Raw genomic sequence first — 24262 nt, forward strand, 5'->3', positions numbered from 1 at the left:
AATTTCTGTATGCCTTGAAGAGTGAATTTGAGCATGTCCCAAGTCAAACTGACCACCAACCACGGCGACATCGTCCTGGAACTGAACGCCGAGAAGGCGCCGCTGACCGTCGCAAACTTCCTCGCCTACGTCGAAGCCGGCCACTACAGCAATACCGTTTTCCACCGTGTGATCAAAGGTTTCATGATCCAGGGCGGCGGTTTTGAACCCGGCATGAGCGAGAAGAAAGACAAGCGCCCAAGCATTCAGAACGAAGCCGACAACGGCCTGAAGAACGACAGGTACACCATCGCCATGGCCCGCACCATGGAACCGCACTCGGCCTCGGCGCAGTTCTTCATCAACGCCTCCGACAACGGTTTCCTTAATCACAGCGGCAAGAACACCCAAGGCTGGGGCTACGCGGTATTTGGCGAAGTCATCGAAGGCAAGGACGTGGTCGACAAGATCGAAGCCGTTGCCACCGGCTCCAAAGCCGGCCACCAGGACGTACCGAAAGAAGACGTGATCATCGAGAAAGCCGAGATCATTGGGTGATTCTGCTGATCTCTGATCTGCACCTGCAAGAAGAACGCCCGGAGATTACCCGGGCGTTTGTTGACCTGCTCGAAGGTCGCGCACGCCACGCCAGAGCGCTGTACATCCTCGGTGACTTTTTCGAGGCATGGATCGGCGATGACGCGATGACCCCGTATCAGCGGTCGATCTGCCAGGCATTGCGTAACTTGAGCGACAGCGGTACCGCTATTTACCTGATGCACGGCAACCGCGATTTTCTCCTCGGCGAGGATTTCTGTGCTGCCGCTGGCTGCACCTTGCTCGCCGATCCCAGTGTGGTCGATCTGGGCGGCGAGCCGGTACTGCTGATGCACGGCGACACGTTGTGCACCCGCGACGTCGGCTACATGAAGCTGCGCCGCTATCTGCGTAGCCCGCTGACGCTGTGGGTGCTGCGCCACCTGCCGCTGTCCATGCGGCTCAAGCTGGCACGCAAGCTGCGCAGCGAAAGCAAGACCCAGACCCGCATGAAAAACACCGAGATTGTCGATGTCACGCCCGATGAAGTCCCGCGGGTGATGGCGGCGCACGGCGTGCGCACGCTGGTCCACGGGCACACCCACCGGCCGGCGATCCACAAGTTGCTGGTCGATGGCAGCCCGGCGCGCAGGATTGTGCTGGGCGACTGGGACCGTCGCGGCTGGGCTTTGCAGGTAGATGATCAGGGTTTCCAGCTGGCGCCGTTCGACTTCACCTGAGTCGTCGACGTCGGCTGCTGCACTCACCAAGGCCGCTGTTGCAGATATCTGCGACAGCGGCCTTGTCTATCCCAGCGCTTAATCTGCGCTGCTGACCGGCGCAGCCTTGTCGCGCTCACTGATGACTGACCGCCGATACTGCGGGTCAGCCTTGATCTGCGCTTCAGTGAACGCAAGCGGTGCCAGCTGCTTGCCAGCAAACGCGCGAGTCTGGTCGGCATGGTGCGCCGAGGCCGCTTCGCTGGACTGCGAAAACGCCAGCAAGCCCTGAGCCTGCGGCCCTTGCTCGGTGAAGCTGACGATTTGCAGGTAACTGGTGCCGCTGACGACCAGACGCTTGCCCTGCCCCACTGGCACACTGTACATGGCGTTGTAGACGCCCAGCTCCTGCGGTCCGCCTGGCACCGGGGTGCCGTCCGCCGCCTGTTGGATTTGCCCCCAGCGGCTGTCTGCGCTTATCCCGGATTGGTTTACCTGGTCTTGCGCGGCCAGCGCCGCCTGGTGCAGCAGCTTGCGTACAGCGGCCTGCTCGACGGCCAACCCACGCGGTGTGTGCTCTGGGTCGGCCGGATCATAGGCCACGCGCCAGCTCTGCGGATGCTCGGCCATCGCATCGGCGATCTGCTCGAAATACAGCAGACCCACGCCAGCATCCAGGTCAGCCTTGCCATTCCAGGCCTTGAGGCCTTGGCACAGCTGGGCAACGTCAGCCCCGCCCCCCTTGCACCAATCAAGCAGCTCCGGCAGCAGCAGGCTGGCCAGATAGACCTCATCATCAAACACCATGCCTTGCAGTTCAGCGACGCCGAGCTTGCCACGGCCCTGCAGCCGCTGCAGGGCGAAGCGGCCGCGCATGCTCAGGGGCTGATCATCGCGACTGACCAGCGGCGAAAAGCCCAGCAACGGCTGCGCCGGATTGCTCATCCGCGCCGGGTCATTGGAGTTCTGCACAAAGTCGCGCCGTTCAAGGCTCGGCAACAGTCGCGCCGGAACGATACCTGGCTGCGCCGCCTGTGGGTCGCTTTGCCACTGGCACGTACTGCGCGAGCCATCCAGTACCACCAGCTTGGTGCCGGCTGCCGGGTCGCTGCACTGCGCCAGCGTCTGCTGATCAACATACGGTACAACCGATTGATTGAGGTACAACGACCGCCCGCCGGCATCGACTGCCAGCGTGTTGACCCAAGGAATCCCTTGCAGCTCAGCAACAGAGCCCCTCAGGGCGTCAAGGCTGTCGGCGCGGTTGATCCGATACCACTGCTGCAGCACGCGGCTGTTGTCCAGATTGGCATCGCGCAGGCTGTAGGCGTAGCGGTTGTCCCAGTCAAGCTTGCCTGGCCACTGCACAACCGGGCCGAACTTCGATGTGTAGACCTGCCGCTCGACCTCGCGCAGTGAGCCGTCCTCGCCCTTGACCGTTACCCGCAGGGATTGCCGCGCCAGTGGCAGCGACTTGCCATCGAGCAAATAACGGGTTGCATCCTTGGGGTCCAGCTGCAGCCGGTAGAGCGTGAAGTGCTTGGAGGTATCGACCGTATGCGTCCAGGCCAGATGTTGATTGAAGCCGATATTGATCAGCGGCAGGCCCGGCAGCGCCGCCCCCATCACATTCAACCGACCTGGAATGGTCAGCTGCATCTGATAAAAACGCATACCGCCCATCCACGGGAAATGCGGATTGGCCAGCAGCAGCCCGCGACCATTGCTGGAGCGCTCCGAGCCCACCGCTACCGCGTTACTGCCACGCTGCATGGCGAACAGTGCCTGGCGCTCGAGCGCCAGCCTGAAGTCAGCGGCCTGACGCTGCGCAGCGAGCTTGGGCGGTGATGCGCCAACCAGCGCTTCGACGAACTGCCCGGCGCCGCCCTCGGCCAACAAGCGCCGGGTCAGCTTGACCAGATCCAGGCTGGTCAACGGTCGCACCCACTCACCCCCGCCGCACTCCGCCGGCAAGCCTTGCGCCCGCCGCTCGCCAAGCGCGCGATTGAAGCCGCTGGCATAGCCTTCGAGCAGGTTGTGCACCTCCACCGGCTGAGCCTGCAGAAAGGCACTGACTGCAGCGGGCGTGTTGAGCCAGGTGAAGAACAGATCACTGTCGAGGTTGTTGCGCTGCTCAACGGTTTTGCCCTGGCCGCCGAAATAACGCGAGCGTTCGCCGTTGACCGTCAGCACCTCATTGGCCAGCAGGCACAGGTTGTCCTGCGCATAGGCGTAGCCGATACCGTAGCCAAGCCCTCGCTCGTCGCTGGCCAGGATGTGCGGCACGCCAAAGCTGGTGCGGCGGATTTCGGCGCTGGCAGCAGCAGCGCTTTCACGGGGCTGGGCCAGCAGGCCGAATACCGCCAACGCAACAGCCACGCTCAACTGAGCGGGGCGGCGCAAATATAGCTTCACGGGCGTTCCTTGAGTATCTGAGATCATCCCGTTGAGACGAATAGCTGGACGAAAATTTTACGCATGCAGCCGTGCTGACACGTCTTGAACAGAATCAGCCGTTTATTTTTCCGGCAAAACTGCAGTTTTTCCAATCTCGTTCGTCTTTATCAATGAGGAACCATGATTTCGGGACAGCCCACGAAAAGGAGCATTCACATGTATCAGCCACAACAGGCCCCAGCCAAGCCGAACGGCGCAGCCAATGCCGGCGCTGGGCAACTTGCCGATAGTGAAGAGCGGATTGGCAATGAGCTGATTCGCGAGCTGCTGCGCACATATGGCCTGCGCACCAGCCTGATCCGACTGAAGGTGATCGATGCCTTGCATGCCGCTGATCGTAACGGTCGCAGTGTCGGTGTGCGCGGCATCCATGCGCAGCTTGAACAGCTCGACATCCCGTTGTCATTTCTGAGCGTGCGCGAAGTGCTCAAGCGACTTTGCGCCGAGGGCGTGATCAGCCTGGGCGGCGACAAGTGCTATAGCCTCAACCCAGAGGCACGCGCCGTACTCGAGTCGGCTCAAATGCGCTGAGCCGCCGGCCGGCCAGGATGGCCGGCCCGCTGGATTCAGGGTTTGACCTTGCGCCGCAACAAACCGTTGATCACCACTACGATCACTGCAATGGCAATGGCGCAGTACTGGAACGTCTGCTCGGTGATCGTTCCCTGCTTTTGCAGGTAGGAAAGCCCCAGCATCATGCCCAGTACCACCAGGATGATCAGGATCGAGTATTTCAGGCGCTGAACGTGTGTCATCGGAGTTCCTTGCGACATCAGAGACATTGGGCTCACATGGAGCCGAGGCAATGATACAACGGCATCAGGCGCAGGCGTGTATTTCCTGCTGAGCCACATCCGCGTCTGCTGAAAGCATAGGGGTTCTACCCAGCCCATAGGTGGCCCCATGCTGAATACTTGTCTACGCATCCTCACTCTCTGGTTTGCCGCAGCGTTGGCCCTGGCCGTCGAGCGGCCAGCGCTGTCCGATGATCACCTGCATCAACTGGGTAGCCAACTCGCCCAAAGTGCCGGCTCAAGCCAGTGGCAACAACTGTGGCAACGCGTGCGCAACGCCGGTTACCTGAACCCCGAGGTTGACCAGCTGCATTTTCTCGTGGAGCAACGCGAGCTTCCCCGCCTCGCCCGGGAAACGCTGGCCCACGCCGACCTGGCAGGTCTGAGCGGACACGCGCAAGCGTTATACCGAAAAGACTTTGCGCCGACCGTGACAGGACGCATCAACGATCATCCAATGACCGCCCTGTGTTTGCTGGTCGACTACCGAGCACTCCCAGCAAGCATGGTCGACGCGCCCCACGCCTACCTGGCTGGCGTGAGCCTGCTGAGCAGCTATCCCTGTGACTGAGGGCAACCCTACCCATGGCAACTGTTCTGGCAGCAGAGCAAGAAGTTTCAAGGCGTACAGGCGGGCCCTGTCGCATAGTCCTACACCCCAATCTCTCGATCCCTGCGTCAAGCGCACCCAGGAACTACACACCTCGGTTCGCTTGACGCCTAGGACTGCCTGCACGGGTCATCGACAATCGAATCACGCCACGGGGCAAAAACCCCCGGCACGCTCTATCCAGTCATGGTCACGCACAGCGCAATCCATTACCCCCACGAGGGAGCCACACATGCAAATGCCAGACTTCAGCCGTATCGATATCGCCTTGCTGCCGCATTCACTACAGTCGCTCATTGAGTGTATCGGCATCGAAAATGCCTACAACCTGACCTGCGCCTATGGTGGGCGCCCCAAGTACATTCCCAAGCATCGCGACCGCACCAAGCTTGCAGAAGTGCTTCCAGCCGCAGCCCTGGACGCGCTGATAAAGCGTTTCGCCGGGGTTGCCCTGGAGATTCCCAAGGCCGACCACTTCCTGCGCCAACTGCGCAACTTGCAGATTCAGCAAGAGAGCGCCGATGGCCTCTCGCGCAGCCTTCTGGCCGACAAGTACGGGTTGAGCCTGCGCCAAATCGGCAACATTCGCCGTCAGGAAACCACGCCCGCTGAGCACCCCTAGTGCTAGCCAAGGAGCTGGATAATGTCTATTGATCCCACGCTGGTCGGCTCGGTCATCAACGCCCTGCCCATGGACCGCATGATTTCCGCGCCATTACAGGCGCTGATCCAGGCCCAGATCAGCGCCAGCAAAGCCTACGCAGACTTCCTGATGGGTGTATGCATCCAGAATGGCAAGGCGGTCGCGATCCAGATCGACTACGACGAAACGCTGATCGGCGCAGACGGTGAATACCAGGGCGTAGTGCAAAAGAGCCTGAAAGTGCCGTTGCTGGCCGCCGTCACCCACCCCAACATCGCTATCGAAGAAGGTCGGGTCGAGTTCGAGATCACCATCAGCCAGATGGCTGCACTGAGCACTTCCACCGAGCCCGACGCCAGCCTCACTGGTAGCCTCGGCTGGGGCCCGTTCAAGCTTGAAGTCAAAGGCAGCGTCAGCCAAAAGTCGACTCAGGTACGCAAGACCGATACCCGCGCCCGCTACGCGTTCAACACAACCGTCCGCCGTCAGGATCCGCCGGAGGCGATGATGCGGGTAATCGACTTTTTGACCGAAGCAGCTACCAGGCCGAGCCTTCTGCCTTCGGCAAACGCACGCAACCCTGGCGACATCTCCCAGGACGACACCCTGCCGCCTGTCGAGCAGGCATGACTGCAACGCCCTGCCGTGAATCCAGAGCCCGGCCTTGATGGCGGGCTTGCCGCCTAGAGGAGCGATGAACTTGGATGACACCCCTACCCCGCCCGCGCCCATGCTCTGCAGTGACCTGCGCGACATCACCCGCGGCCTGCAGGAAGCCGCTGCCGCCACCAACAGCTTGATCGCCCAGCAGTACATCACCCTGTTCGATCAGTTTTTCGATCATGACCCCGACGCCCTCGGCGCACCGATGAAAGCCAAAATGGTCGAGGTGGCCATGGATGGTCAGCACATGATCAGGGTGCCGCTGATTACCTTGGTGGCGCCCAAGGGCCTGGCCTTGGAGCGTATGCAGGTAGACCTTTCGGTCCGGGTAAGGAGCACAGAGATAAAAACTGCGCTGGCCGAAGCGGCCGATGCGCATGCGTGCGCTCGCTTCAAGGTCAGCATCGGAGCACAAGCACGCCGCGGCGATGGCCGCGACCCGGACGAAGTGCAGATCCGCATGCAGTTCCAGGCATGCGAGCCGCCTGAGGCGCTCAATCGCCTGATCGAGCAATACACCAACCTCATTGTGCCCACGCCGCGCGGCAACCCGCAGCCACCTGGAGCAGACAGCAACGAGGATGTCGAAGCGGCCAGCGTACGCTGACCCTCTCGATCAGAAGTCGCGCTTGTAGAAGATATCCAACGAGCTGGCCAAGCCACTGGCCGCCTCCAGATATACCTTCTTGCTCAGCTTGTAACGCAGAGCGATGGTGTTGGCCGGCTCGAATACACCCACCCCATAACGCAGGCTCAGGCGCTCGGTCAGATTGCCACTGGCGACCACGCTGGTGGTGTTGCCCGAGCCTTCGGTATCGAGCTGGAAGTCCTCGATGCCCAGATTGGACGCCATGCTGCCAGTGAGCCCGGCGCTGCCGGCAAGGCCCAGACCCAGGGCTGCTTCGGCAAGCATGTTGTTGTCTTCGCCGGAGCCACCCAGCGGCCGCCCCAGTACCAGATAAGACAATGCCTGCTCCTGGCTCATCGCTGGCTCGGCGAACACCTGGGTGGTCGGCTGCTCAGCGCTGCCACTCAGACGAATACCGGCAATCACATCGTCAACCTGGCGAATCGCTTCGATATCCAGGTAGGGCTGATCGATGGGACCTGCAAACAACAACCGTGCACGGCGGATTGTCAGGCGCTGGCCGTAGGCGCGATACCGGCCATCGGCCAGGCTCAGTTCGCCACGGGTATCCATGTTGTCACCAATGTGCACGTGCCCGCGCAAGTTGGCCGTCAGACCAAAACCATTGAACGACAGTTTGTCCTGGCCGACCTCGACATTGACGTCCATGGCGATGGCCATTGGCGGCGTGCCCTGTCCGGTCTGATTACCGATAATGACAGTATCGTCGGACACTTTGACCGTGGAGGGTGGCAGCTCACGTACGGTGATTGCACCCTTGGGTACCAATACCTTGCCCTTGACCGCAAGCTGTTCGCCTTCAAGGCTTATGGTCAGGTCAGGGGCTACTTCCAATGTGGCATAAGGCTCGACCGTGACTGGCAGTTGCTGACCCTGCAAGCGCAGTTGCATCGCCAACGCCTGGCCCCAGGTCAGGTTGCCGCTGAGCTGAGCGCGACCGGCTGTACCGCTGCGCCAGCCGCCTTGCAACTGAACCTGTTCCCCTGCAATCAGCGCCTGCACCGACAGATCCTGCAGGCTGACCGGCAGCTGCGCACCGCTGACTTCGCCGCCAGTGAGGGCCAGAGTGCCATTGACTTGCGGTGCAAGCAAAGAGCCAGACAAGCGGCCGCTGCCGTTGAGCTGCCCGGCAAGGCGCTCGACCATTGGCACGAATGGCCGCGCGATCGCCAGGTCGAGCCCGCTCAGACGAAAGTCGCCAGACAGCGGCTTGTCCTTGCCCAACGGGTCGAGACGGGTTGTCAGCGCGAGCTCGCCAAGGCGCTCGCCGCGGAAGTTCAGCACCGTGTCGATACGACGCGGATTGAGCGTGCTGTCCAGGCGCAGGACCTGGTACGGGAAATCCAGCCAGCGCTGACCATCGCGCACGCGCAAGGTGCCGCCACTGGCATCCACGCGTATCGTGCCTTCGGGTCCGGCGGCAGGAATATCCAGATTGATGTCGGCATTGAGCTGCCCCTGCCAGGCGAAGTCCTTGGGCATCCACTGTGCCAGGCTCTCGATCGGGAACTGCTTGAGGTGGTAACGCAGCCGCGGCTCCGGCGCCAGGCGCTGGTCTTCGCCACACAGACTGGCCTGGCCCGAGCGCCAGCAATGGGCACCGAAATCCAGCTGACCGTTGGCCAAGCGCTGCAAACGGGCCGGCGCCTGCAACTGCCAGTCCTGCCCGCCAGCTTGAATCCGACCACTGGCAAGACGACCACGCCAGTCACCCTTGGCCAGTTGACCGTCGGCAGCCAGGTCGAGCTTGAGCTGCGGGCCCGCCAGCGCCAGCGTCACGGCCTGCTGGCGAATATCGCCTTTGCCGGCCATGTTCAGATCGCCAAGCGAAGTCTCGCCCAGGCGAATATTGCCCGCTTTGAGGGTGAGTTGGCCGCGCTGGGCGCTGTCAAGGCGGGCATCGAGATCAAGTCGTTGCACACGGTTGTCTGCCTGAGCCAGTTGCTGCCCCTGCACACTCAAAGTGCCCTGCGGCGCTTGGAGGGTCCCGGCGAGGTCGAGGCGACCTTTGACCTGGCCCTGCAAGCGGGGCCACAGCTGGCCAAGGCGCGGCATATCCAGATCGATCCGGCCGGCCAGGCGCTGCTGCAGGCTACCGCTGCCGTTGATGCGGTTGTCGCCCAACTGGATGGCCAGGGCGCCAAGTGTCCAACTGTCGCCAGCCCCCTCGGCCTCGGCCTTGAGCACTGCTGGTTGACCGCGCAAGCGGCCTTTGAGGTCGAGCAAGGCGCTCAGTTGCAGGGTCTCGTTGTGCAGTTCGCCCTTGCTGCGCAGCGGCCCGGCGAGCGTGCCTGGCAGCTCGGCAAGCCAGTAGGCTGGATCGAGCGCTGAAAGCTGCAGGTCGACGTCCCAACTGATCTTCTCGGCAAAGCCGACGATGACGCTGCCGGCAGCTTTGCCCTGTCCTGCGCTGAGCAGTAATTGCGGCAGGCGTACGTGGCTCAAGTCACCCTCGAACGGGCTACTCAAATTGAATGCACCGGCCGGGCCGTCCAGATCACCCTTGAACGAACCTTGATAGTTGCCATCGCGGTACTGTACATCCGCAGTCAACCGTTTGAGCACCACTTGCGGCGCTTCTTCAAGCGGATACAGACGCAGCCACGGGAAGTCCTGCCAATCGACTTTAGCGTCGGCAGTCAGCCCCTGCCGCCAGTCGGCAGTGGCTTGCAGCTTGAGCCGTTGGCTGTCGCTGGCGTTCAGGTCCAAAGCATCCAGTCGGGCGCCTTTGGCGTCTACCTTGCCCGCCAACAGCAGACCTATAGGCCCCTGCTCGGCCGGCAGATTGGCCGAGCCGGTGAGCTGGTAGCCCTTGTCCAGATCGCCCACGGCATCCAGCTTGAGTTGCTCGAGCTGCAAGGTATCCGGCAGCGTCGCAACCGGCTTGAAGGCGGCCGACTCAAGCCGCAGTCTGGCTGGCAGGTGCTCCGCCAAAGCCTGCAGTTCACCGGTAAGGCGGGCGCTCAGGTAGCCGGTGCTGGTTGCGTCCAGATTGAGTGTCTTCTGCAGCTCGCCGGTGGCATTCAGCGCCAGTTGCCAGGCCTGCCCCTCTACCGGCGGCAGCTGCACGCTGCCAGTCAGTTGCACTGGCCAGTCGCCCTCGGGCTGCACGTCGCCCTGCACGCTCACATGGAGGTCATCGCGTTGCAACTGCAAGGTATCGATGCGCAGGCCATTGTTGCTCCAGTGCGCCGCAAGCTGCAGGTCACCCAGCAGGTCACTGCCATCCAGGCGCAGTTGGCCAAGTTTCACTTCGCCCAGTTCGATAGCCACTGGCAGGCGCAGCGTCGGCAACTGCAGCGGGTTGCTGTCGGCTACGGTTTCACTGGCGGCAAATGCCATGTCGATGCGCTCAGCCTGCAGGCGCTCGATACACAGGGTGGCCCGTAGCAGGCACAGCGGCGACCAGCTCAACTGCGGTGCCTGCACCTCGACCCGGCTGGCGCCGTCGTCCCAACTCAAGCGACGGGCCTGCCAGTTACTGCCAAGCTGGCCCTGGAAGTCGTCGACCGTCAGCCCTGGCACTAGGCCCAGCGCCCAGCGGCTACCGGCTTGCGTGCCCAATAGCAGGCTCAGGCTCAGTGCGATCAGCAGCGCAAAGCCCAGCAGACTGATTAATATGTACTTCAAAGCACGCGTCACAGCTCAGGCCCCATCGAGAAGTGCAGGCGGATGCCGCCGTCGTCGTCCAGTGCCTTGGCCAGGTCCAGGCGCAATGGCCCGACCGGCGACACCCAACGTACGCCGACACCGACGCCGGTTTTCAGGCTGGGCAGATCCAGCGAGTTGAACGAGTTGCCTTGATCGACAAAGGTCGCGATACGCCACTTCTCGGCCACCGAATACTGGTATTCGGCGCTACCTGCCACCATGTAGCGGCCACCAATACGGTCGCCGTCGCTGTTTTTCGGAGACAGGGTCTGGTAGTCGTAACCACGCACGCTTTGGTCGCCACCGGCGAAGAAGCGCAACGAGGGCGGAATCTTGCTCTGATAGCTGTTGGTGGCGCTGCCACCGAATTGCAGGCGGCCGAGCAGCCGGTGATTCTGGCCCAGGGTAGTCAGGCCCTTGAGCAGGACGTTGCCGTGTAGCAGGTTGGTGTCAGACATCAGCCCTTCCTTGGCCACCTGCACATCGAACTGCAGACGGTAGCCATTGTGCGGGTCGATGCGGTTGTCACTGCGCAGGTACGAGTAACTTACCCCAGGCATCAGCAGCTTGCTCAAGCCGGAGTCATCCCCCAGCTTGTACTCTTCGCGCTGATACTTGAGCGACACCACCCGCTGCCAGCCGCTGGGCAGCTTGCTGTGCCATTCAGGGCCAACGGTGAGCAGCTTGCTGACGGTATCGGTGCCTGCGATCTCTTCATTCTGGTAGCCACCGGCGAAGCGCAGTTTGTCGGTCAGTGGCGGATCCAGCGGTATGTCATACCACAGGCCGACGTTCTGCCGCGGCGCCGACAGTTCGGTTTCCCAACCATAGCTGTGACCCTGCGGGTTGACCCAATGGCGTGTCCAGTTGGCCTTGCCGCGCGGGCCAACGTCGGTCGAGAAGCCCAGGCCCAGGCCCATGGTGCGTGGTTTGCGGGTTTCCAGGCTGACGTCGACCGGGATCTGTTCGCCCACCGCAGCGGTGGGCGCCGCATCGACCCGCACGCCTTCGAAATAGCCGCTCGACTGCAGGTCGTTGTTGAGTTCGGCGATGAGCTCGGAATCATAGGGCGTACCGGCCTTGAACGGCACCATGCGCTGCAGCAGGTCCTGGTCCAGCGGCGTGTCGCCGGCAAAGTGCACGGCGCCAAGCTGAAAGCGTGGCCCGCTTTGATACACCAGTTCGATGTCGGCAACGCCGGCATGCGGATCTACAGCCAGGCGCTGGCTGGTAAAGCGCCCTTTGAAAAAGCCGTAACGCGAAGCCTGATTCTGGATCAGACGCTTGGCGTCCTCATACAGACCATGATTGAGGCGTTCGCCGGGGCGCAGCGCGGCGCTATCAGGTACACGAAAACTCTTCAGCTCGGTGGCCGGGCCCTCGATGCGCACAGTGACATTGCGCAAGCGCACCGGCTCACCGGGGTCAATGCGAATGATCAATTGCGGATGCTGGTCAGGCCCGGCCGGCGCCTTGACCTCGGTGTCGATCTGGGCCTGATAGTAGCCAAGTGCCTGTGCGGCTTTGCGCGCCTGCTCTTCGGCGCCGCGACTGAAACGCAGCAATGCGTCCTCGTCACGGTCTCCCAAGCTGCCAATATAGCCTTCGACATTCGCCTTGAGCGCCTTGTTGGCGGGTTTGACCCGCACCAGCAGTTCGCTCTGGGCCCATACTGTGCTGCTGGCGGCCAGGATGATCAGGCCCCAGGTCAATCTTCCTGAATACGTCATGCCAAGCATGCTACCAGAGCTTGGCGCGCAAAGGAGCCGTCTACCTCGCAGGTCACGCTGTTACTGACCTGGATGACAAAGGATTGGCATGAAAGAACACCCGCTCAGTGACTGGACCTATAGCAATTTCGCCAATCTCCTGATACCCCTGAAGCTTGTAGAACGCCAGATAACGCGCATTGCCGGTATCCAGCACCACGCCATGGCTGCCTGGCTCCTCGGCGCACCAGTCATGAACAGCCTGTAACAATTGTTCAGCGTGCTGCTGACTCCTGAAGTCAGGGTGCACGCCCAGCAGTGGCAGCATATGTACCTGATCTGACGGCAAGCTCCCTACCAACGCTGCCTGATAATCCAGGTAGCGGCGGGTGCAGCGCAGGCCCGTGCCGATGATCATGCGCAAGCGCCACATCCAACTGTCAGCCACGCCAAGGCGCCGCAGCGGCGGCACGATCAGCGCCACCCCGGCCAGACGGTCTTCGACCATCAGGCCCACTGCCGGTAGCTGCAGGTAGAAGTGCTGGCGAACCCATGCCCGAATCATGGCGCGCAGGCGCCGTTCATAGCCAGGGCGCTGCGCCTCGAACAGATAGGCAACGGTCGGCTCTTGCCGATAGACTTCGTACAGCACAGCGCGCACCTCGCGGCGGTAGCCCTTGTCGAGCAAACAGGTGCGAGCGGTTGCGCGGATATCGTCGGGCATTGCAGTTAAACCTTCATGGAGTGAACGTACACCTTGGAGGCGAGGCAGCGCGGGTTGGTTCACCGCTGCGCGCAGGCAGCGCCAGCATGCTGGCGATGAGCGCCGATGTTCGATAGCATCCGCAGTTTTACCGGGGTTGCCTCGCCATGAAGATCGTCTCGTTCAACATCAACGGCCTGCGCGCCCGTCCGCATCAGCTGGCGGCGCTGATCGAGAAGCATCAGCCAGACGTTATCGGCCTGCAGGAAACCAAAGTCAGTGACGAGCAGTTCCCCTTGGCTGACGTGCAAGCCTTGGGCTACCACGTGCATTACCACGGCCAGAAGGGCCACTATGGCGTCGCCTTGCTCTCACGCCAGGCGCCGCTGGCACTGCACAGAGGGTTTGCCACTGACGAAGAGGACGCCCAACGGCGCTTCATCTGGGGCACCTTCGCCGACGCCAACGGCATCCCGATCACCATCATGAACGGTTACTTCCCGCAGGGAGAAAGCCGCGACCATCCCACTAAGTTCCCCGCCAAGCAGCGTTTCTACAGCGATCTGCAGGTGCTGCTCGAAGGCCAGTTCGACAATCAGCAGCCGCTGATCGTGATGGGCGACGTCAACATCTCGCCTGAAGATTGCGACATTGGCATCGGCGCTGACAACGCCAAGCGCTGGCTGAAGACTGGCAAATGCAGTTTCCTGCCAGAGGAGCGTGAGTGGATGCAGCGTCTCAAGGACTGGGGCCTGGTCGACAGCTTTCGCTACCTGAACCCGCAGGTCAGCGACCGTTTCAGCTGGTTCGACTACCGCAGCCGCGGCTTTGAAGACCAGCCCAAGCGCGGTCTGCGCATTGATCTGATCATGGCTTCGAGTGGCTTGCTGCCACGACTCAAGGACGCTGGTGTCGACTATGACCTGCGCGGCATGGAAAAACCTTCCGATCACGCGCCGATCTGGCTGGAGCTGGCCTGATAAATCAGCGCTGCGGACGCTGATTAGCGTCCGCAGATAGGCAAAGCTGACGAAATATCGCGTATCTGATAGTCATTCGCCATTATCTCGGTTCTCGGGACCCCCTTGCCAGGGGTAGAATGCGCAAAACCGGGAGCCGTAATGAATCAGGACCGTTTGACCCCCAACCAGGACGATGCCATCACCGACGCTGCGGCGCATTGGTGCATGCGCCTGCATGCCGATGACTGCACGGCGGCCGAGCGCGAGGCATTTGATCTGTGGCTGGCGGCCGACCCGCGGCACTTTGCTGAATACCGCGCGATGCAGGAAATCTGGCAGACCGCTGACCTGTTGCCACGCCGCACGGCTGTCGTCGAGATTGGCGCCCGCCCAGTACGCAAGGCGCAGCCACGCCACTGGCGGCCATTCGCTTCGGCTGCAGCCATTGCCCTGCTGGCCCTGCCGCTGGCTAGCTGGGTCGGTTGGGAGCAAGGCTGGCTACCCAATCACTACCAGCATTTCGAAGCTACCGATCAGGTGCGCCAGGTGCAACTGAGCGATGGCAGCCAGGTCGAGCTCAACCTGCACAGCGAACTGCGCTTCTTCAATTACAAAGATCAACGCCAGGTCACGCTTACCCGCGGCGAGGCGTTTTTCAAGGTTACCCACGACACCGCCCACCCGTTCATCGTGCGCGCCGGCAACGGCCAGACGCGGGTAACCGGGACCCAGTTCAACGTCTGGAAGTACAACGACGAGGTCAAGGTGACGTTGGTTGAAGGCTCGGTACTGGTCAGCAGCCACGGTGACGATGGCGGCTATCGACTGGGCCCGGGCATGCAAGCCAGTTATCACGCCGGCGATTTCGAGCCGACCCTGGCGCAGAATGATGACGCCGACAACAGCCTGGCCTGGCGCAGTGGCAAGCTGGTGCTGGACAACCTCAGCCTGGCCCAGGCCCTGCCGGTGATCAACCGCTACCTGGAGCGCCCGCTGCTGTTGGCCGATGACAGTACCGGCGCAATCCGCGTCAGCGGCGTGTACAACACCCGCGAAGTCAAGCGCATGGTCGATAACCTGCCCAAGGTGCTGCCGGTCTACCTGACCCGCAGCAAGGACGGCAGCACCGTCCTCAACCGCATCACACCGTTGACCAACAAGGGCTGACGCGGGGCGTCAGAGCACCATCGCCGCAAGCCAGCCAAAGGCCAGCAGTGGCAGGTTGTAATGGAGGAAGGTCGGCACCACGGTGTCCCAAATGTGGTGATGCTGGCCGTCCACATTCAAGCCTGAAGTCGGCCCCAGGGTCGAATCCGATGCTGGCGACCCGGCGTCACCCAACGCACCCGCTGTGCCGACGATGCACACTGTAGCCACTGGATCGAAGCCCAGTTGCACACACAGCGGCACGAAGATCGCGGCTAGAATGGGAACGGTAGAGAACGACGAGCCGATGCCCATAGTCACCAGCAAGCCCACCAGCAACATCAGCAAGGCACCAACGCCCTTACTGTGGTTGATCCACTGCGCAGAGGCCTGGACCAGGCTGTTGACCTCGCCGGTTGCCTTCATCACGTCGGCAAAGCCCGAGGCGGCAATCATGATGAAGCCGATCATGGCCATCATCTTCATGCCTTCGGTAAACAGATCATCAGTGTCTTTCCAGCGCACGATGCCCGACAGCGAAAAGATCAGAAAACCGACCATGGCGCCGATGATCATCGAATCCAGCCACAGCTGAATGATGAACGCTGCTGCGATCGCCAGGCCAGCGACCATCAGCGTCAAGGGGTTGTAGCTGACACTGACCTGCTCGACCTGCTCGATTTTCGCCAGGTCATAGTCGCGTTTCTTGCGGTAGCTGACGAACACTGCCAGGAGCAGCCCGGCGAGCATGCCGGCCGCAGGAATGGCCATCGCCTGGGTAACGTTGACCGCGCTGACGTCGACCCCGGCGCGGCTGACATTGGCCAGCAGGATTTGATTGAGGAAGATGTTGCCAAAGCCAACCGGCAGGAACATGTACGGCGTGATCAGGCCAAAGGTGATCACGCAGGCAATCAGCCGCCGATCGATGCGCAGTCGGGTCAGCACATACAACAGCGGCGGCACCAACAGGGGGATGAAGGCAATGTGAATGGGCAGTATGTTCTGCGACGACACGGCCACCACCAGCATCAGGCCGATCAGCAACCATTTGACCTTGCCACCTTCGCTATGGCCCTGGCGCTCGATCATATTCAAGGCCCGATCTGCCAGCGCGTGAGCCAGGCCCGATTTGGCAATGGCTACGGCAAATGCGCCAAGCAGCGCGTAGGACAACGCGACCGTGGCGCCGCCGCCCAGCCCACCATTGAAGGCCTTCAACGTGCCCTCGATACCCAGGCCGCCGACCAGGCCGCCGGTCAGCGCACCGATGATCAATGCGATCACCACATGCACGCGGGACAGGCTCAATATCAGCATGATGCCGACCGCGGCAATGACTGCATTCATGGTGTGGACTACCTCGTTACGACAGACGGAAAGCATTGGCACCGGCGTCAGGCTGCACACAGGCAGCGGCCGGTCCAGAGGGGTGCAATGCGAAGGGCGCACACTCTGAAGGGCGAGTCGACAGATGTCAAATCGGCCAACGCCGAATTCAATTGAACGTTTGAATAAAGAAAATCCTGTGGTCGCCGACACAGAGTGCAGACCTATTACAAGGGACTTTCCCAAAATGCCTCTGCGACAACTGTCCATCCAGTGGAAGATCACCCTGCTCGCCGGCTTGTGCCTGGCCGCCATCGTCACGCTACTGGTCGGTCTGTCCCTGTACCGCATGGACCACAGCTCCGACCTGGTAAAGGCCAGCAGCATGAAGATGCTCTCCGACTCAGCTCAAGCCCGCATCGAATCGCAGGGTGAAGTACAGGCGCTGAACATTCGCCGCCAGTTCATGGACGCCTACCAGTACGGCGCAGGTTTTGCTCGGCAGGTGCTGTTCTTGCGCGAGCAGGCGGAAAAACGCTATCTGGACGCCTTTGACCTGCGCGAAGACATGACCGCACAAGTGCGCAGCGCCCTGCTGGCCAACCCTGAGCTGCTCGGCCTGTCGCTGGTGTTCGAGCCTGACGCGCTGGATGGCAAGGACAGCCTGTTCACCAATCAGCACGAGTTGGGCAGCAACGAAACTGGCCGTTTTGCCTTGTATTGGTCGCAACCGCAGGCCGGCAAACTGACCTCCATGGCCTTGCCTGAACTGGACATGGCCAACATCGAAACCGGCCCCAGCGGGCAACCGGCCAACACCTGGTGGGTATGCCCGCGCAGCACCGGCAAGGTCTGCGTGGTCGAGCCGTATTTCTATGCCATCGACGGCCAACAGGTGTTGATGACGAGCATCGTCTTCCCGCTGTCGGTCAAGGGCAAGGTGATTGCCACGCTGTCGGTGGACATCAACCTGAGCAGCTTGCAGGCCATGAGCGAAGAAGCCAGCCGCGGCCTTTATCAAGGCCAGACCACGATCGGCATCCTCAGCCCGGTCGGCCTGCTCGCAGGCTACAGCGCCGACTCAAGCAAGCTGGCCCAGCGTTTCGACCAGGTCGATACCGCGCAAGGCGCTGAGTTGGTGCGCAAGCTGGCGGACGGCAAATTGCAGATTGTTCACGCTGAACAGCGTTTGAAAGTGCTGGCAGCGTTTCAGCCGATTCCCGGCAGCAAGCCGTGGGGCGTATTGCTCGACGTGCCGCAAAGCGCCCTGACCGGCCCTGCCGAAGCGCTGAAGAACGAGCTCGACGCACTCAATACCAGCGGCACCTTGCTTGAGCTGGGGCTGGGCCTGGGCGCTGCGTTGGCCGGCTTGCTCCTGGTCTGGCTGATGGCGCGAGGCGTCACCCGGCCGATTCTGGGCGTGGCAGCGATGCTCAAGGACATCGCCAGTGGTGAAGGCGACCTGACCCGTCGCCTGCAGTACGACAAGCGTGATGAACTCGGTGAACTGGCTGGTTGGTTCAACCGTTTCCTCGACAAGCTGCAGCCCACCATCGCTGACGTCAAACGCTCGGTGCAGGCCGCCCGCGGCACAGCTGACCAGTCTGCTGCGATTGCCAGCCAGACTAGCGCCGGTATGGAGCAGCAGTACCGCCAGGTCGACCAGGCCGCCACGGCCTCGCATGAGATGAGTGCTACCGCGCAGGACGTCGCGCGCAGCGCAGCGCAAGCTGCTCAGGCCGCCCGCGAAGCTGACCTGGCCACCCGTGAAGGCCTGGCCGTGATCGGCCAGACTACCGACAGCATCGACAGCCTGGCGGCCAACATGAGCAGTGCCATGGCCCAGGTCGAAGGGCTGGCCGACAACAGCGAAAAAATCGGCTCAGTGCTCGAGGTGATTCGTTCGATCGCCGAACAGACCAACTTGCTCGCCCTAAACGCGGCGATCGAAGCAGCCCGCGCCGGCGAAGCCGGGCGCGGCTTCGCCGTCGTCGCTGATGAAGTGCGCAATCTGGCCCGGCGCACACAGGAATCGGTCGAAGAAACTCGCCAGGTGATCGAGGCGCTGCAAGCTGGCACGCGTGAAGTAGTCGACGCCATGGACAGCAGCCACCGCCAGGCCCAGGGCGGCGTCGAGCAAGTCGGTCAGGCGGTCACTGCGCTGCAACGGATCGGTCAGGCAGTCACGGTGATCACCGACATGAACCTGCAGATTGCATCCGCTGCCGAAGAGCAGAGCGCAGTGGCGGAAGAGATAAACAGTAACGTCGCGACCATTCGCGATGTAACCGAGTCGCTGTCAAGCCAGGCCAACGAGTCGGCGCGGGTCAGCCAGTCGCTCAATCAACTGGCCAACCAGCAGCAAGCATTGATGGACCAGTTCAGAGTCTGACTGCTGCGTCTGGCCCATCACGCAGCCCGGACCATAGCTGATCCGAACCGCTACAGCTCGTCGTGGGCGCGGAAACTGCCGCCGCCGAGCAGACGGTCGAGCAACGCCAACGCGGCTTCCACGTTCGGCCTACTGCCCATCGGCAGGACGTCGGTCAGAGGCAAGGTCGCGTCTTGATAACCTGTCGCCATCACCAGCAAATGCATCTGGTCGGCATTCAGATAAACATGATGCTGGCGCATGGCGTAGGACTGAATCAGGCTCAGGGCACCCGTCACCAAAGGGGTTGCGCTGGAGGTGCCACCGTAGCTGTTGGTGTAGTCTCGGTCATCCCCTTTTTTGTCCTGTAGGTTGCCGTAGCCCAGTGTGGTGACACTATCACCCCACGCGTTGAGCATTCGATAGCGGTAGCCGTAATTGGAGTACTGATGAGGCTTGCCGTCCCACGACTGGCAGGCGCCTACCAAAATGGTCGAGGCATCGCCATGGTCGTCGAAGTAAGGCCATTGGCCTAGATCGACACCGTGCCCCCGCGTCGTGCCCTTGTCCGCCAGCGACTGATTGCTGCCATTGGCGGCGGCATTGACCACGACCGCGCCGCGCGCGGTCAGCGCCTCGCACACATCCCACCAGTCGCGCTCGTGCAGCGACGGCAAATAGGTGCTGAGTACATGGATGCTGGCGCTTTGCCTGTTGATGGCGACGATGTCGCCTGCGCGCACCTGGCGCAGCAGGTCTGCGGGCGTGCGGGGGTATTTGCGGTGGTCGATGGCCCGATTGTCGTACAGGTATAGCTCACAATCATGGCAGATCCCGTTCATGCCGAACGAATTGGCCTGGGCAAACAGCAGGCCCACCGATGCGGTACCGTGGGCCGGGTCGGCGTTGGGTTGGTCGCTGATCACGTGTAGCCGTTCAGTCCCGCGCAGGTCCTCATGTCTGGCGAACAAGCCCGCATCGGAAAAGTGCACGCGGGTGCCCTTGCCGGTCACCTGTTTGCTCCAGACGCTGCGGATGTTCATCCCTTTGTGCGAGGCGGCCGGTGCATCCAGGTAAGTCTGCAGCGCATCGAAGTCCGGCGTCGGTTGCGAATCGTCGTGAGCGTCATCACCCGCTACCACCGCCGCCCCCGTGATCAGTGTCGCCACTAGCGCAGCGAGCGCCGCGGCAATGAGGTTGCCGGGTTCCTGCTCGGCGGGCGGGAAGGATAGCGACTCGACGTAGTCCAGCGCCGCCAGGGTTCGTAGTAGCGCGATGAAGGTATCGTTGAACATGCTTGCTGGCTGTGCGAGCAGGTAGTAATCGCGCAGCACTGCAAGCGCGTCGTCGTCATGCTCTTCAGCGCTCAGCACCGGCTGCAGCTGGATGACCTGCTTGAGGTTCGGCCAATGACGGACCAGCCTCGAGCGGCTGTCCGGCTCAAGATCGGCAACGAAGGAGGCAAAACCGTCCTTGCCGAACTTGACCAGCAGCGCCGGCAGAGCCTTGTCGGCAGCGCCGTCGGGCAGTCCGCTGAACACGGGCAGCAGTGGGTCGTAAACAGGCCTGGGCCCAGATTCAGGCGGCGCTGCAGAACGTTTGACGCGTAACGAGGCTCCCGTCAGCGGGACCCGATCCAGGATACGCCGTTCGGTTTCTTCGGGCTGGATCTCGATGACCATCGTTGGCCAAGTGATGGTGGCATCAGCATCGGAGGGCAGGTCAAGCTGGATGATCTGCTCGTCGGTCAGGGTGATGCTTGCGGTTATCTCGAAGCGGCCGTGCCTCAGATCGGTGCCTAGAATGGCCGGACAGCCATGGTCAACCAGCAGCCCGCTGTCAACCTGGGAGCTTGAGGTGGAGGAGTCCAGTCGCTTGGGCCCTCGCGCGTTGATGACGCGTAGCACGTAGCGAATACGCTTGATCTTGTGCAGGTCTGGACCGATACAGCGCAAGTGAAACTTGCCATCGAAATTGAAGTTTCGGTAGTAGAGGATTTCGATATTGATGCTCATCAGGCGGCTTCCCTTCAAGTGCAGCCGACTCCTTCGCGAGCGGCCGAACAACAATGATTGCGCCGCATCCCGCCGCCTCCCAGCACGAAGCGGTTCCTCTGCAGCCCGCAGTTGAGGTTGCGGCAGCCCAACGCAGCGGCAGCTAGACTGACCTCCAGCACCCACCTGCGAGGCTCGTCATGCGCGCGTCAGCGATCATTTTTGCTTTGTTCATGGCCCTGCTCGCAGGCCCCACCCTTGCCGCCGATGCACCCACCGCCGCGGTCGCCGAAGACAAGGCCGAAGCGCTCGAGAAGAAGGTCGTCAACGACGCACCGCCGCCGAAAAAAAACGAGGCGCTGACTTCAGGCGAGGTCATGGCGGTCGATCCCAGTGGCCAGGCGCCGATGGACGACAGCATCACCTGCCTGGCCCGCACCATCTACTGGGAGGCCAAACAGGCCGATGCCAAGGACATGAGCGCAGTCGCCAGCGTGGTGCTCAATCGCCTCGGCCAGGACGGTTTCCCTGACACCATCTGCGGTGTGGTCAAGCAGGGGGTCGAAAGCAAGAGTTGCCAGTTTTCCTGGTGGTGCGACGGGCGCCCTGACCAGGTCGAGGAAAAGGACCGCTACGACATTGCCAAGGAAATCGCCCGCAAGGCGCTCAACCAGCAGCTCAAGGACCCTACCAACGGCGCCCTGTATTTCCACGACCGCTCGGCGCGGCCAGCCTGGGCCAGGGCTTACCGCAAGACTGCCGAGACCAGGCTGTTCCTTTTTTACAAGCCTAACCCAGCACTGGCGCGCTGAGCTTTATACCGCGAGGCGGCGCACCCACAGTGGCTGCGCAGGTGGCAACGTCGGCACCGCATCCAGCAGCGCCCGGGTATAGGCATGGCGCGGCTGGCCCAACACCTGAGCGGCGCTACCCTGCTCAACCACCCTGCCCGCTTGCATCACCAGCACATGATCGCTGACCTGCTCGACCACACCCAGATCATGGGAAATGAACAGGCAGGCCAGGTTCAGCTCGGCCTTGAGTTCAGCCAGCAAGGCGAGGATGCGAGCCTGTACCGACACGTCCAGCGCCGACACCGGTTCGTCGCAGATCAACAGGCGCGGTTTCATCGCCAGTGCACGGGCAATGGCAATGCGCTGACGCTGGCCTCCGGACAGCTCCAGCGGGCGCCGATCAAGCACGCTGGCAGGCAACTGCACGCGCTCCAGCAACGCCACCGCCTCGGCCCGCTGCAAAGTGCGCGGCACCCCGGCCAGCGCAAGGGCTTCGCTGAGTACGCGCAGTACGCTGTAGCGAGGGTCGAACGAAGCCAGCGGGTCCTGGAACACTACCTGGATGCCCTGCCGTGCCCGCCGCTTCTGCTCGGCGCCGAGCGCCAACCAGTCGCTACCGGCGAACTCGACCCGGCCCTGGTCGGGTTGTTCCAGGCCGAGCAAGATGCGCCCCAGGGTGCTTTTGCCAGAACCGGACTCACCGACCACACCCAGGGTTTGCCCGGCGCGCAACTGCAACGACACCTCGCTCAACACCTGGCGGACGCTGCCGTCGGGGCCGGCAAAGGATTTGCCCAGCCCGCTTGCAGCAAGCAATACCGGCTGTTCAATGCTGCTCGCACTCGGCTCAACCAACCCCAGCGCAGGCTGCGTTGGGCGCTGCAAATGGACGGCACGCGCGGCGCTGAGCAGGCGCTGGGTATAAGGGTCTTGCGGGTCCTGCAGAATCTGTTCGGCACTGCCCTGCTCCACTACATGTCCGCCGCGCATCACCACCACCCAATCGGCCAACCGTGCCACCACCGCCAGATCATGGCTGACCATCAACAAGCTGTTCTGCTCATCGCGCAGTTGTTCAAGCAGGCGCAGAATCTGTGCCTGCACGGTCGCGTCAAGCGCCGTGGTCGGCTCATCAGCGATCAGCAGGCGCGGCCGGCAGGCCATCGCCGAGGCGATCAACGCGCGCTGACGCAGGCCACCCGACAACTGCCACGAATACTGCTGAGCGCGCACCTGCGGCTCAGGCACGCCGACCTCGGCGAGCAACTGCAGGACCCGCAGACGACGTGCCTCCGCGCCCAGGTCAGAGTGCAGCAGCAGTGCCTCTTCGATTTCGCCACCCACCCGCCGCAACGGGTCGAGCGAACCCAGTGCGTCCTGCATGATGAAACCGATCTGCGCGCCGCGCAGGCGTTGATAGTCAGCCTGGTCGAATACACGCAGGTCGCGCCCGGCAAACTCCAGCCGTTGCGCCTGCACCTGCGCGCCGGGGCCCGCCAGGCCGACCAGGCTGCGGGCGGTGACGCTCTTGCCCGAGCCCGACTCGCCAACCAACGCCACGCACTGCCCCGCGCGCACCTGCAGATCGACTCCGTGTACCACCGCTACACCGTCGAAGCTCACTCGCAGGTCGCGGATGTCGACCAGTGCCGACGCCGTATTCAAGCCACTCATAGGCCTTTGCCCTCACTGCGCCGTAGCCAGTCTCGGCCGATGGCGCTGATGGAAATCACAGTCAAGGTAATTGCCAGCGCCGGCCAGGCCATCAGCCAGGGCGCGTTGGCCATGAAATTGCGTGCCACTGCCATACTTGCGCCCCACTCGGGTGCCGGTGGCGGAGCGCCAAAACCGAGAAAACTCAGCGCGGCAGCGGCGGTGATAGCCCCGCCAAGGCCGATGCAGGCGAGGATCAGGACCGGTTGCACCGCATTGGGCAGGACATGGGCAAACACCACAGCCAGCGGCCGCCGACCCAGGGTCAGTGCCGCCTCGACGAAGCTGGCATGGCGGATGCTCATGGTCTGCGCGCGCACCAGCCGGGCATAGCGCGGCACTGCGGCGATGCCGACGGCAATGATCAAGTTGGTCGTGCCCTGACCAAACAGCGTGATCACCACCAGCGCCAGCAGCAGGTCGGGAAATGCCAGCAGCACATCCACCGCGCGCATCAGCAGGTTATCCAGCCAGCGCGGTGCGAGGCCGGCAAGCAATCCGAGCAAGGTGCCCAGGCCCAGCCCGAGCAGGGTTGCGGTGAAACCGATAAGCAGCGATGCACGCGCCCCGTGAATAACACGGCTAAGCACGTCTCGACCATTCTCATCGGTACCCAGCCAGAACTGGCTGCTGGGCGGTTGATAGGCCAGGCGCGCATCAGCCAGCAAAGGATCGGCCGGCGCCAGCCAGCCAGGCAGTGCCACCGCCAGCAACAGCAAGCCGATGGTCGCCCAGGCCAGGCACAACCCTGGCCGCGCAGGGCGCCAGCGCGACAGTCGCGCACTGGTTGCCAGCGTCGGCACCTGGGCAGCGGGAATGATCGCGTTCATGCAACCTCC

At 62.4% G+C, this 24262-nt stretch carries 20 protein-coding genes and 1 pseudogene; 12 read left to right on the plus strand and 9 right to left on the minus strand.

All coding sequences use genetic code 11. From position 1 onward, the window contains the following. Positions 1–33: 33 nt before the first annotated feature. Entirely contained in the window at positions 34–537 is a 504-nt protein-coding gene (locus tag M2396_RS06840; protein ID WP_101319005.1) for a peptidylprolyl isomerase, read from the plus strand. Further along, on the plus strand, positions 534–1256 hold the full coding sequence (locus M2396_RS06845) for a UDP-2,3-diacylglucosamine diphosphatase (RefSeq protein ID WP_101319003.1): 723 nt from the start codon (positions 534–536) through the stop codon (positions 1254–1256). The genes M2396_RS06840 and M2396_RS06845 overlap by 4 nt, the downstream gene beginning before the upstream one ends. A gap of 78 nt (positions 1257–1334) precedes the next feature. Here M2396_RS06845 and M2396_RS06850 read toward each other — a convergent pair whose 3' ends face one another. Next, the gene (locus M2396_RS06850) at positions 1335–3650 is read right to left on the minus strand and encodes an acylase (RefSeq protein WP_409035080.1); all 2316 of its coding nucleotides are present in this window, start codon (positions 3648–3650) and stop codon (positions 1335–1337) included. A 198-nt stretch (positions 3651–3848) separates the two neighbouring features. Here M2396_RS06850 and M2396_RS06855 point away from each other — a divergent pair, with 198 nt between their 5' ends. Beyond that, positions 3849–4223 carry a fe2+ zn2+ uptake regulation protein gene (locus M2396_RS06855; RefSeq protein ID WP_188035835.1) on the plus strand — a complete coding sequence of 125 codons (375 nt, stop codon included), beginning with the start codon at positions 3849–3851 and terminating at the stop codon, positions 4221–4223. 35 nt (positions 4224–4258) lie between these two features. On the opposite strand, the gene M2396_RS06860 is transcribed toward M2396_RS06855, so the two are convergent. After that, positions 4259–4447 (minus strand): hypothetical protein, encoded by a 189-nt coding sequence (locus tag M2396_RS06860; protein ID WP_101318997.1) that lies wholly within the window; start codon positions 4445–4447, stop codon positions 4259–4261. A 148-nt stretch (positions 4448–4595) separates the two neighbouring features. Between M2396_RS06860 and M2396_RS06865 the strand changes: the two genes are divergently transcribed. From M2396_RS06865 to M2396_RS06880, 4 genes are all read left to right on the plus strand, one after another. Next, the gene (locus M2396_RS06865; protein ID WP_259073970.1) at positions 4596–5057 is read left to right on the plus strand and encodes a hypothetical protein; all 462 of its coding nucleotides are present in this window, start codon (positions 4596–4598) and stop codon (positions 5055–5057) included. 271 nt (positions 5058–5328) lie between these two features. Continuing rightward, entirely contained in the window at positions 5329–5718 is a 390-nt protein-coding gene (locus M2396_RS06870; RefSeq protein WP_101318993.1) for a Mor transcription activator family protein, read from the plus strand. 21 nt (positions 5719–5739) lie between these two features. Next, a complete protein-coding gene (locus M2396_RS06875; protein WP_150569393.1) occupies positions 5740–6369 on the plus strand; it encodes a DUF2589 domain-containing protein in 630 nt (209 codons plus the stop codon). 100 nt (positions 6370–6469) lie between these two features. Continuing rightward, entirely contained in the window at positions 6470–7009 is a 540-nt protein-coding gene (locus M2396_RS06880) for a DUF2589 domain-containing protein (RefSeq protein WP_259074240.1), read from the plus strand. 9 nt (positions 7010–7018) lie between these two features. Here the strand turns inward: M2396_RS06880 and M2396_RS06885 are convergent, their stop codons facing one another. The 3 genes from M2396_RS06885 to M2396_RS06895 are packed head-to-tail and all read right to left on the minus strand — an operon-like array spanning position 7019 to position 13135. Continuing rightward, positions 7019–10693 (minus strand): translocation/assembly module TamB domain-containing protein, encoded by a 3675-nt coding sequence (locus M2396_RS06885; RefSeq protein ID WP_259073972.1) that lies wholly within the window; start codon positions 10691–10693, stop codon positions 7019–7021. Then, positions 10690–12432, minus strand: a complete 1743-nt coding sequence (locus M2396_RS06890; protein ID WP_259073974.1) for an autotransporter assembly complex family protein — start codon at positions 12430–12432, stop codon at positions 10690–10692. The genes M2396_RS06885 and M2396_RS06890 overlap by 4 nt, the downstream gene beginning before the upstream one ends. A 52-nt stretch (positions 12433–12484) precedes the next feature. Continuing rightward, positions 12485–13135, minus strand: coding sequence for an N-acetyltransferase (locus M2396_RS06895; protein WP_150569396.1), 651 nt, complete (start codon positions 13133–13135; stop codon positions 12485–12487). Between the two features lie 146 nt (positions 13136–13281). Between M2396_RS06895 and xthA the strand changes: the two genes are divergently transcribed. After that, positions 13282–14094, plus strand: coding sequence for an exodeoxyribonuclease III (gene xthA / locus M2396_RS06900; RefSeq protein WP_259073976.1), 813 nt, complete (start codon positions 13282–13284; stop codon positions 14092–14094). A 141-nt stretch (positions 14095–14235) separates the two neighbouring features. Further along, entirely contained in the window at positions 14236–15243 is a 1008-nt protein-coding gene (locus M2396_RS06905) for a FecR family protein (protein WP_220633523.1), read from the plus strand. Between the two features lie 9 nt (positions 15244–15252). Here the strand turns inward: M2396_RS06905 and M2396_RS06910 are convergent, their stop codons facing one another. Continuing rightward, positions 15253–16572, minus strand: coding sequence for a Na+/H+ antiporter family protein (locus tag M2396_RS06910; protein WP_101318979.1), 1320 nt, complete (start codon positions 16570–16572; stop codon positions 15253–15255). 547 nt (positions 16573–17119) lie between these two features. On the opposite strand from M2396_RS06910, the pseudogene M2396_RS24285 reads away from it, so the two are divergent. Then, positions 17120–18085, plus strand: a pseudogene (locus M2396_RS24285) (HAMP domain-containing protein); the annotation flags it as partial. Positions 18086–18187: 102 nt separating this feature from the next. Beyond that, positions 18188–18943 carry a methyl-accepting chemotaxis protein gene (locus M2396_RS24290; protein ID WP_409035091.1) on the plus strand — a complete coding sequence of 252 codons (756 nt, stop codon included), beginning with the start codon at positions 18188–18190 and terminating at the stop codon, positions 18941–18943. A 50-nt stretch (positions 18944–18993) separates the two neighbouring features. On the opposite strand, the gene M2396_RS06920 is transcribed toward M2396_RS24290, so the two are convergent. Next, entirely contained in the window at positions 18994–20937 is a 1944-nt protein-coding gene (locus M2396_RS06920; RefSeq protein WP_259073978.1) for a S8 family serine peptidase, read from the minus strand. 179 nt (positions 20938–21116) lie between these two features. Here M2396_RS06920 and M2396_RS06925 point away from each other — a divergent pair, with 179 nt between their 5' ends. Beyond that, entirely contained in the window at positions 21117–21728 is a 612-nt protein-coding gene (locus M2396_RS06925; protein WP_101318973.1) for a cell wall hydrolase, read from the plus strand. A 3-nt stretch (positions 21729–21731) separates the two neighbouring features. Here the strand turns inward: M2396_RS06925 and M2396_RS06930 are convergent, their stop codons facing one another. Beyond that, positions 21732–23384, minus strand: a complete 1653-nt coding sequence (locus M2396_RS06930) for an ABC transporter ATP-binding protein (protein WP_259073980.1) — start codon at positions 23382–23384, stop codon at positions 21732–21734. Next, on the minus strand, positions 23381–24253 hold the full coding sequence (locus M2396_RS06935; RefSeq protein WP_150569403.1) for an ABC transporter permease: 873 nt from the start codon (positions 24251–24253) through the stop codon (positions 23381–23383). Before M2396_RS06935 ends, M2396_RS06930 begins: the two co-directional genes overlap by 4 nt. Positions 24254–24262 lie beyond the last annotated feature (9 nt).

This window comes from Pseudomonas sp. BIGb0278 (assembly GCF_024809895.1).
Taxonomy (GTDB): domain Bacteria; phylum Pseudomonadota; class Gammaproteobacteria; order Pseudomonadales; family Pseudomonadaceae; genus Aquipseudomonas; species Aquipseudomonas shirazensis.

Excerpts from the sequence above, each read along its gene's own strand:
- M2396_RS06855 (WP_188035835.1), top strand. The coding sequence starts at position 3,849 with ATGTATCAGCCACAACAGGCCCCAGCCAAGCCGAACGGCGCAGCCAAT.
- M2396_RS06865 (WP_259073970.1), top strand. The coding sequence starts at position 4,596 with ATGCTGAATACTTGTCTACGCATCCTCACTCTCTGGTTTGCCGCAGCG.
- M2396_RS06880 (WP_259074240.1), top strand. The coding sequence starts at position 6,470 with ATGCTCTGCAGTGACCTGCGCGACATCACCCGCGGCCTGCAGGAAGCC.
- M2396_RS24290 (WP_409035091.1), top strand. The coding sequence starts at position 18,188 with ATGGAGCAGCAGTACCGCCAGGTCGACCAGGCCGCCACGGCCTCGCAT.
- M2396_RS06840 (WP_101319005.1), top strand. The coding sequence starts at position 34 with ATGTCCCAAGTCAAACTGACCACCAACCACGGCGACATCGTCCTGGAA.
- M2396_RS06935 (WP_150569403.1), bottom strand. The coding sequence starts at position 24,253 with ATGAACGCGATCATTCCCGCTGCCCAGGTGCCGACGCTGGCAACCAGT.
- M2396_RS06920 (WP_259073978.1), bottom strand. The coding sequence starts at position 20,937 with ATGAGCATCAATATCGAAATCCTCTACTACCGAAACTTCAATTTCGAT.
- M2396_RS06895 (WP_150569396.1), bottom strand. The coding sequence starts at position 13,135 with ATGCCCGACGATATCCGCGCAACCGCTCGCACCTGTTTGCTCGACAAG.
- M2396_RS06890 (WP_259073974.1), bottom strand. The coding sequence starts at position 12,432 with ATGACGTATTCAGGAAGATTGACCTGGGGCCTGATCATCCTGGCCGCC.
- M2396_RS06875 (WP_150569393.1), top strand. The coding sequence starts at position 5,740 with ATGTCTATTGATCCCACGCTGGTCGGCTCGGTCATCAACGCCCTGCCC.
- M2396_RS06930 (WP_259073980.1), bottom strand. The coding sequence starts at position 23,384 with ATGAGTGGCTTGAATACGGCGTCGGCACTGGTCGACATCCGCGACCTG.
- M2396_RS06905 (WP_220633523.1), top strand. The coding sequence starts at position 14,236 with ATGAATCAGGACCGTTTGACCCCCAACCAGGACGATGCCATCACCGAC.
- xthA (WP_259073976.1), top strand. The coding sequence starts at position 13,282 with ATGAAGATCGTCTCGTTCAACATCAACGGCCTGCGCGCCCGTCCGCAT.
- M2396_RS06925 (WP_101318973.1), top strand. The coding sequence starts at position 21,117 with ATGCGCGCGTCAGCGATCATTTTTGCTTTGTTCATGGCCCTGCTCGCA.
- M2396_RS06910 (WP_101318979.1), bottom strand. The coding sequence starts at position 16,572 with ATGAATGCAGTCATTGCCGCGGTCGGCATCATGCTGATATTGAGCCTG.
- M2396_RS06870 (WP_101318993.1), top strand. The coding sequence starts at position 5,329 with ATGCAAATGCCAGACTTCAGCCGTATCGATATCGCCTTGCTGCCGCAT.
- M2396_RS06860 (WP_101318997.1), bottom strand. The coding sequence starts at position 4,447 with ATGACACACGTTCAGCGCCTGAAATACTCGATCCTGATCATCCTGGTG.